This is a genomic window from Anaeromonas frigoriresistens (genome assembly GCF_016820655.1).
Lineage (GTDB): Bacteria > Bacillota > Clostridia > Tissierellales > SIT17 > Anaeromonas > Anaeromonas frigoriresistens.
Genome location: NZ_WSFT01000002.1, coordinates 1 through 2,532, shown reverse-complemented (window position 1 = coordinate 2,532; position 2,532 = coordinate 1). Strand labels below are relative to the sequence as shown.

General features: G+C 28.4%; 2 protein-coding genes. One reads left to right on the top strand and one right to left on the bottom strand.

Annotated elements, in window-relative coordinates; translation table 11 throughout:
• Positions 1–515 precede the first annotated feature (515 nt).
• Positions 516–1,466, bottom strand: a complete 951-nt coding sequence (locus GOQ27_RS00060; protein WP_203364766.1) for a calcium/sodium antiporter — start codon at positions 1,464–1,466, stop codon at positions 516–518.
• Positions 1,467–1,643: 177 nt separating this feature from the next.
• Between GOQ27_RS00060 and GOQ27_RS00055 the strand changes: the two genes are divergently transcribed.
• On the top strand, positions 1,644–2,231 hold the full coding sequence (locus GOQ27_RS00055) for a uracil-DNA glycosylase (protein ID WP_203364765.1): 588 nt from the start codon (positions 1,644–1,646) through the stop codon (positions 2,229–2,231).
• Positions 2,232–2,532: the final 301 nt, after the last annotated feature.

Genomic DNA, 2,532 nt, shown 5'->3' with positions numbered 1-2,532 from the left:
TTATTAGAAGTACTTAATAATGAAAATCTACCAATCATTGCAGATTTTCATAGTTGTCATAATAGACCAATGGTAATGCCAATAGGATGTTATATTGAAATGGATAGCACTAACAAGAAAATAACTTTATTAGAAGATTATTTTGGTTAGTAAAGAGGTAATGTTGGGTCGTGAGGAACTAGAGTACATAATAATATGTTCCCATAAAGGATGTCTAGAGGGAACGTCCAGAGTAGGATAGTCAGCACCACATTCCCAGCCAATTGAATCGGCAACCTTCTAAGCTAAGATACGAGATATCTAAGGTTAGAAAACCAACTGTAACGCTGGGAAACGTCGGGAACAAAGGTACGTTAACTGAAATCTTACTAAACTAAGTGAAGATTAAAGATGGTCTGAAAAGAATTAAAGTAATAAAAAAATACAGAAGTTAATTCTAGAATAGTGGATAAATGGGTTGAAGAAGGTTGAGAATGGAGACAACCTTTTAGTCACGAATCTACTAAACATATTTACTAAACCATATAGAAAAAATAAAGGGTAGTTAAGTATAGTATATAGATGGAAAATAATAAGATACCAATTAACCTACTGATTTTACCTCTAACTATACAGGATAAACCCAGTATAGTAATCATTATAAAGGCTAAGGGAAAATCCAAATATATATTTTGCTTAGTAATAGTAAGATCATTAATAAACCCAGAAGTCCCCAAAACTAATGATATATTTAATATGTTAGCTCCAATTATATTTCCTACTGATAATGAAGAATAACCTTTTCTCAATGCTGTTAGAGCTGTAGTAAGCTCTGGTAGAGAAGTACCTAATGCAATGAAGGTAAGACTGATAACTGCTTCTGGGACCCCTATAGATTTTGCTATGATAATTCCATTATTAATTAATAAATTTGAACCTATAAAAATACCTATTATACCAATTATAAATAGAATAAATATCTTAATATATTCTTTTTTCGAGAAATAGATAACATCAGATGTAACCGGTTGAGCCTTTTTGTGTTTAATAACTAATGAGTCGAATATTATATAGACTAATAAAAGAGATAGTAGTAATAAAGAATTATTATTATTAATTATTCCATCGCTGGATATGATAAAGAATATTAAAAAGTATAAAATCAACATCAAAGATTTTAATTTAATGAATTTACCCTTTACATTACTTGGTTTTATTAAAGTAGTTATTCCAAGGACTAAACCCGTATTACAGATAATTGATCCTACTGAATTACCTACACTCATTTCTGTATACTTTTTAAATGAGGCAGTTATAGATACGATAGCTTCTGGTGCAGTAGTAGCTAAACTTACTATAGTAGCTCCTATAAGGATTTCAGGAAGGTGAGTAATTCTAGCTATATTTATTGAAGAATCAATAAAATAATCTCCACCTTTTACTATAAGAATTAAGCCTATACAAAATAATATTATAGGTAAAAACATTTATAACTCCCCCTAGTTTTTATGATTTTTTTATTTAAGTAATGTTTCTTCATTAATATCTATGATAAATGGTTTTATATTATTCAGTAGAAATGATGATAGTATATAATCAAAATGAAAGTCAAAATATGTTACAATAGAGTGTATTCAGAGTAATAAAATAAAGGAGAATTTTTAATGAATAAAGAACAAAATATCAAAGAACTTAATAATATAGTAGAAGAAAAATTTCGTGATGAGACATTAGTATTAGGATATGGATCGGTTCATAGTAAAATAGTTTTAATAGGCGAAGCACCAGGTAAAAATGAGGTAGAAAAAGGAAAGCCCTTTGTTGGAGCAGCAGGAAAGTATCTAGATGAATTTTTAGATATATTAGAATTAGATAGAAAAGATATATATATAACTAACACTGTAAAATATCGACCTACAAAAATAAGTGATAAGACCGGGAACAAGATTAATCGAACTCCAAAGAAGAATGAAATAGAGAAGTTTAGAGAATACTTATATAAAGAACTTTCGATTATAGGGCCTACTATTATTGTTACTCTAGGGAATATACCTTTTAAAACAGTAATGAATAATGATAATATAACCATAGGAAGTTATCATGGAAAGCCATTAGAAAAAGAAATAGATAATACAATATATACTATATACCCTTTATATCATCCAGCTGCTGTCATATATAATAGAAGTATAAAAGAGCAATATATCAATGATTTACATAATCTGAAAAAAGTTCTTAATAAAAAAATATAGTTAGAACTTGACATTATAGTATTATGGTGTTAGACTATTTCATGTTGCATATGAGATGTACAACGATTTGTATAAAAGAAATAAAAAAAGTTATTGACAAACATTTCATGAGATGCTATAGTATTAAGAGTCGCTTCTAAGAACAACAGATTCGACAAGTTAAAACTTTTTCAAAAAAAGTGTTGACACAGATCGAAAGATCTGATATAGTATTAAGAGTCGCCGGTAACGGCACACAACAATTTGGTCTTTGAAAATTGAACAGTGTAAAGTTAAAATGACAACTTTTAGTTGTAAAACA

Coding starts and splice junctions, on each gene's coding strand:
- GOQ27_RS00060 (WP_203364766.1), bottom strand. CDS start 1,466: ATGTTTTTACCTATAATATTATTTTGTATAGGCTTAATTCTTATAGTA.
- GOQ27_RS00055 (WP_203364765.1), top strand. CDS start 1,644: ATGAATAAAGAACAAAATATCAAAGAACTTAATAATATAGTAGAAGAA.